Source organism: Actinomycetota bacterium, assembly GCA_040905475.1.
Classification (GTDB): domain Bacteria; phylum Actinomycetota; class AC-67; order AC-67; family AC-67; genus DATFGK01.
Genome location: JBBDRM010000117.1, coordinates 1 through 5,298, shown reverse-complemented (window position 1 = coordinate 5,298; position 5,298 = coordinate 1). Strand labels below are relative to the sequence as shown.

6 protein-coding genes are annotated in these 5,298 nt (G+C 65.2%); 5 read left to right on the top strand and 1 reads right to left on the bottom strand.

The features are described from left to right. Positions 1–33: 33 nt before the first annotated feature. The gene (locus WEB06_13830) at positions 34–282 is read left to right on the top strand and encodes an antitoxin (protein ID MEX2556691.1); all 249 of its coding nucleotides are present in this window, start codon (positions 34–36) and stop codon (positions 280–282) included. Further along, positions 279–674 (top strand): type II toxin-antitoxin system VapC family toxin, encoded by a 396-nt coding sequence (locus WEB06_13825; GenBank protein ID MEX2556690.1) that lies wholly within the window; start codon positions 279–281, stop codon positions 672–674. Before WEB06_13830 ends, WEB06_13825 begins: the two co-directional genes overlap by 4 nt. An 8-nt stretch (positions 675–682) precedes the next feature. On the opposite strand, the gene nhaA is transcribed toward WEB06_13825, so the two are convergent. Further along, entirely contained in the window at positions 683–1,999 is a 1,317-nt protein-coding gene (gene nhaA / locus WEB06_13820) for a Na+/H+ antiporter NhaA (GenBank protein ID MEX2556689.1), read from the bottom strand. 260 nt (positions 2,000–2,259) lie between these two features. Here nhaA and WEB06_13815 point away from each other — a divergent pair, with 260 nt between their 5' ends. Genes WEB06_13815 through WEB06_13805 form a run of 3 tightly spaced genes read left to right on the top strand, consistent with a single transcriptional unit; the run spans position 2,260 to position 4,891 of the window. Continuing rightward, on the top strand, positions 2,260–2,943 hold the full coding sequence (locus tag WEB06_13815; protein ID MEX2556688.1) for a response regulator transcription factor: 684 nt from the start codon (positions 2,260–2,262) through the stop codon (positions 2,941–2,943). A gap of 5 nt (positions 2,944–2,948) precedes the next feature. Beyond that, complete coding sequence (locus tag WEB06_13810; protein MEX2556687.1) at positions 2,949–4,334, top strand: ATP-binding protein; 1,386 nt, start codon at positions 2,949–2,951, stop codon at positions 4,332–4,334. Then, positions 4,331–4,891 carry a GerMN domain-containing protein gene (locus WEB06_13805; GenBank protein ID MEX2556686.1) on the top strand — a complete coding sequence of 187 codons (561 nt, stop codon included), beginning with the start codon at positions 4,331–4,333 and terminating at the stop codon, positions 4,889–4,891. Before WEB06_13810 ends, WEB06_13805 begins: the two co-directional genes overlap by 4 nt. Positions 4,892–5,298: the final 407 nt, after the last annotated feature.

The following is a 5,298-nucleotide window of genomic DNA, read 5'->3' as shown; positions in this document are numbered from 1 at the left end:
CCCACTTATCGAGTAGTGTATTAAACTCATACCATGAGTAAGCGCCTTCAAGTCGTCTTCGACGAACAGGAGCTGGCGACTATCCGCGAGGAGGCCCTGCGGCATGGGATGACGGTGTCCGAGTGGGTGCGGCAGGCGCTGCGCACTGCGCGTACGCAGTCCTCGGCACGCGAGCCGGCGCGCAAACTGGCGGCGGTGCGAGCCGCTGCGCGCCACGCTTTCCCGACCGCCGACATCGACGAGATGCTCCGCGAGATCGAGCGTGGATACGCGGCGCCTTGATCTTCATCGACTCCAACTTGCCGATGTATCTGGTCGGCGCCGAGCACCCTCACAAGACCGATGCAGTGCGGATACTCGACGACCTCATCGCGAGGGGTGAGCGCCTCGTTACCGATGTCGAGGTGCTCCAGGAGATCCTCCACCGATACACGGCGATCGATCGGATCGATGCGATCCAGCCGGCCTTCATCGCTGTGATCGATATCGTCGATCAGGTGTTACCGGTCGCCCTCGCAGATGTCGAGGCCGCGAAGGAGATCGTCATGAGCCGCTACGGCGTCTCGGCGCGCGACGCGCTCCATGTGGCCGTCATGAGGGCGAACGAGATCGACCGCATCGCGAGCTTCGATGCCGGCTTCGACCGTGTCCCGGGCATCGATCGACTGTCGTAGCTCTCTACTCAAGGTTGGTTCGCCGTATCAAGATGGTCCTCCATCCTTCGGGGCCGACTGCGTGAAAGGATCAAGCTCCCGGCGATGCCGGCGAGGACCGAGCCGGCCAGGATGCCGAGTTTGGCGCCCTCGAGCAGGCGGACGTCGTCGAACGCAAGGCCAGCGATGAAGAGCGAGACGGTGAAACCGACTCCACCGACAGCCGCGACACCGACTACCTGCGTCCACGAGACATCCGAAGGCAGCTGGGCCATCCGCAACTTGGATGCGACGAGCGCTCCCAGCGTGATTCCGGCTATCTTGCCGATGAGGAGCCCAAGCGCGACCGCGATCATCACTCTCGTTGAGTTCGCGTCGCTGAATGCGTCCGCACCGATGCGCACTCCTGCATTTGCGAGCGCGAACAGCGGGACGATCAGGAAGCTCGTCCACGGGTGCAGAGCCTGCTCGAGGCGAGCCAACGGTGAGACGGCTTGCCGCGTCAGGCCCGCGAGGTGAAGCCACTGAGGTGCGTCGATGTCGGCAGGTGAAGGTTCGTCCGACGTCTCCTCTGCGACGCGTCGTGCCTCCTGGCTTACGGCGGCGGGCCGTTGGAATGCGAGCGCTGGCGTAACGAAGGCCAGGGCGACTCCTGCGATCGTTGCGTGGATGCCGGACGCGAACACGGCGAGCCAAACTCCGATGCCGAGCACCAGGTAGACGAAGCCCGCCTGGATCTGTGCTCGACGCAGCAATCCGATGAACAACACGAGTGCCGCCGCGAGCAACAGAGGCGCAAGCGAGATGCCATCCGAATAGAAGATCGCGATCACCAGGATGGCTCCGAGGTCATCCACGATGGCAAACGTGAGAAGGAACAGCCTCAGACTCGAGGGCAGATGTCGCCCGACGACTGCGAGGATACCGACAGCGAATGCGATGTCAGTCGCCATCGGGATACCCCATCCTCTGGATCCGGATGTCCCCGCGGTGATCGAGAAGTACACGAGAGCCGGAACCAGCATCCCGCCCAGCGCGGCCGCCACCGGAAGGATCGCTGCCCTGCGGTCTCGCAGTTCTCCGGAGACGAGTTCCCGCTTGATCTCGAGCCCCACGACGAAGAAGAACACCGCCATGGCCGCATCGTTGATCCAGTGACGAAGATCTTGGTCGATCGTCCACCGGCCAAGCCCGACGCTGAGGTCGGTATGCCACGCCGTTTCGTATGACCTCGGATCGATGTTCGCCCACAGCAGCGCACCGGCCGCCGCGATCAAGAGCAGAACCCCACCAGAGGCCTCTGTCTGCAGGAACTGCTGCAGGGGACGCGCGAGCAGACGAGGCAACCGTCGATCGGACTTCGCCCACGGTGTCGCCAGGGTTCCGGGATCCTCGTGTCCACGCTCGGCGGCGATAGCGGCCCCCCTAGAGAACGCAAAGGTCTAAGAATAACGAAAAGCGCCGATCTGCCGACCAGGCTTCCCGGCGCTCCGGAGCGAAGGCTAGCAGACCGTCAGGCCGCTCTTCGTGTCGATCGTGTGACGGTGGCGCAGCGGTTCAGCGGCGACCCGAGCATGTCTGGGGTCGGCCTCTCTAAGATGCCGGCGTGGAAGCCACGATCCTGTTCGTTGAAGACGACCGCCGTCTGCGGAGGGGCACGGCGATGGCTCTGGCGCAGGAGGGTTTCGACGTGCTCGAAGCCGCAGACGCGGATGAAGCGATGCGCTTGCTCGAGGACGCAAAGCCGGACCTCGCGATCCTGGATGTGATGCTTCCGCGGCGCGACGGGTTCGAACTCTGTCGCGACATACGTCGACGCAGCGACGTGCCGGTGATCTTCCTGACGGCGAAGACCGACACGGTCGACGTCGTCGTCGGGCTTGAGTCAGGGGGAGACGACTACGTCGCGAAGCCGTTCGTCGTGAGGGAACTGGTGGCGCGGGTGCGTGCGCTCTTGCGGCGTGTGCAATCCGAACCACCGCTCGCGCGCTTGAGGGCCGGCGACGTCGAGATAGAGCCTGAGTCGGGCGTGGTTCGGAAGGCGGGCGAGCCCGTACGCCTCACGACGACCGAGTTCAAGCTGCTCTGCACCCTCGCATCAAGGCCCAACATCATCTTCAAGCGCGAAGTGCTGCTGGAGCAGGTGTGGGGTTACGACTACTTGGGTGACTCCCGCCTTGTCGATACCCATGTGAGACGCTTGCGCAGCAAGATCGAGTCGGACCCTGCGAATCCCATGTTGATCCAAACGGTGCGCGGGCTCGGCTACAAGCTCGTCACGGATGGTTGACGCGATTGCCGGCGATCCCAGCGGTCTTGCGGCGGCGCAGTCTGCGCCTGCGCATCACGATCGCTTTCGTCGCGGGAGCCGCCTTACTCGCGATCGTACTGTCGGCCGCGACGCTTCTTACCGTCCGGCGGCTCGTCGAAGACCAGCGCATCCGTTCCTCGACCCGGCAGACTTTGTTCGCGGTGCTCTTCGCGCGCGAGTTCCTTGCAACGACTCCAGACGCAGGGGGGCTCGTGTCGCGTCTTCAGATCCGTCAGAACTTCGACGCGATGGTCACCGTAGGCGACCAGTGGTTCGCGACGGGACTCGAGCTCACCCCTGAGAGCGCTCCGGGCGATCTCCGGGCGTTGGTCGGGCGGGAGGGTTTTGGCTACCGGATCGAGCGGCGGAGCAGCCAGCGCGTGTTGATCTTCGGCTCGCCTCTGCCCCCTGCGCAGACCGATCTCTACCTGTTCTTCCCTCTGGAGGACATCGACCGCACCTTCTCGATCCTCGGTCGGGCACTTTTGGTGATAGGCGTGATCGTGGTCGGACTCATGGCGTTCTTCGCGCGTCGCCTCAGCGCCGGGATCTTGCATCCGCTCGCCGCGGTCGGCGACGCGGCGCAACGGATGGCCGAGGGGCTGCTCGAAACACGCGTCGAGTCGCGCTCAGCCGACGAATTGGGCCAGCTTGCCGCATCGTTCAACCAGATGGCGGAGGCGCTTCGCGACATGGTTCAACATGAGCGCGACTTCGTCGCGGCGGTATCCCACGAGCTCCGTACGCCTCTCGCGGCTCTGGGGGCGGCAGTCGAAGTGGTCGGCGAGTATGCCGCCCGCTTGCCGGAGGATGGTCGGGAGGCGCTCGGCCTTGTGCGAGAGGACTTGGCCGCGTTGCGCAAGTTGGTGAACGATCTGATGGAGGTGTCGGACCTCGACTCGGGACGTGCGGCGTTGCGCGTCGAGCCGCTCGAGATCCGCACCTTCATCGAGGCCCTGCTCCAACGTCGCCGCCGCGACGCGACCCTGACGGGCCCGAAGGTCGAGATAGAGACCGACAAGGTCCGCCTTGAACGCATCCTTGGGAATCTGATCGACAACGCCTACGAGCACGGCGAGGGGCGAGATGTGTCGATCGTCATCGCGGACGACCCGGATGGATTCCGCATCACCGTTTCGGATCGTGGGCCCGGGATCGCAGCCGAGGAACTGCCGATGGTCTTCCGTCGCTTCTACAAACCTGACCGGAGCCGCACGCGTGAGCGCGGAGGCGTCGGGCTTGGGCTTGCCCTCGCCCAGGAGAATGCCAAACTCCTCGGGGCGAGCATCGAGGTAACGAGCATCCCGGGGGAGGGCACGTCGTTCGTCGTGCGTTTGCCGTCCCGTCCGCTCCTGGAGGATCCGCGTTGAGACGGTCGATGATGGTACTCCTGCTCGTGATCATGACCGCATGTGCGGGCACGTCGGGCACGGTGGAGATCCCTCCGGAGGAGCTGCCGTTCCCCGTCGCTCGCCAGCCGAGCGCGGCCGGGTCGCCCGCGCAGTCCCAGACCTTCACCGTCTATCTCGTTCGTGGCAACAGACTCTTTGCAGTCCCGCGCAGGATCCAAGCCGACCTGCCCGTCGCAGAGGCCGCGATGCGCGCTCTTCTGGACGGCCCGACCGCCGCCGAGAGGGCGGAGGGCATCGGGAGCCTGTTGCCACCGGACGTGAGCGTCCTTGGCGTCTCGGTTTCGGAGGCACTTGCGCGGGTGGATCTCAGCGGCGAGTTTCAGGCACCCGCACCTCCAGAGCTCGTCGCCCTGCGAGTCGCACAGGTCGTGTGGACTCTCACCGAGATCACTCCCGTGACCGAAGTCGCATTCGCGATCGACGGGGAGGCAGTCGCGGTCGCCACGGAGGGCGGAAACGCGGTGGAACGTCCCCTTCGTCGCACCGACTACGCATCGCTTACGCCTCAGGGCTAGGCCCCGCGGGAAATCGACACCCAACTGTCACATAACCGCCACCCGTTCGCGCCCTGGCCCCCTGAGCATGAGGAGCATGAGGCGTCCTCGCTGGCACGACGACCGCGCACAGACCGACCCACCTGGGGCGGCTGAGACATGTCCTCAGTGCGGTCATGTGGCGGCGCGCGGCGAGGACCGGCTGGTGGATCCGGTCTCGCGCACCGTGGTGTGCATACGGTGCGGGGCCGAGTGGGGAAAGGACAAGCGATGAAGCTGCACGCGAGCAACGCTCCGCTCCCGACCAGGCTCGCCACCCGGTGGCTTTCGCAGCGGACCTACGAGGCAGAGCGGATCCCTAAGCTTGCGGAGTTGCTGTCACGCAAGCGCGATGACGGGGTGCGCATCAGCGTCGCGATCCCCGCTCT

Coding starts and splice junctions, on each gene's coding strand:
- WEB06_13830 (MEX2556691.1), top strand. CDS start 34: ATGAGTAAGCGCCTTCAAGTCGTCTTCGACGAACAGGAGCTGGCGACT.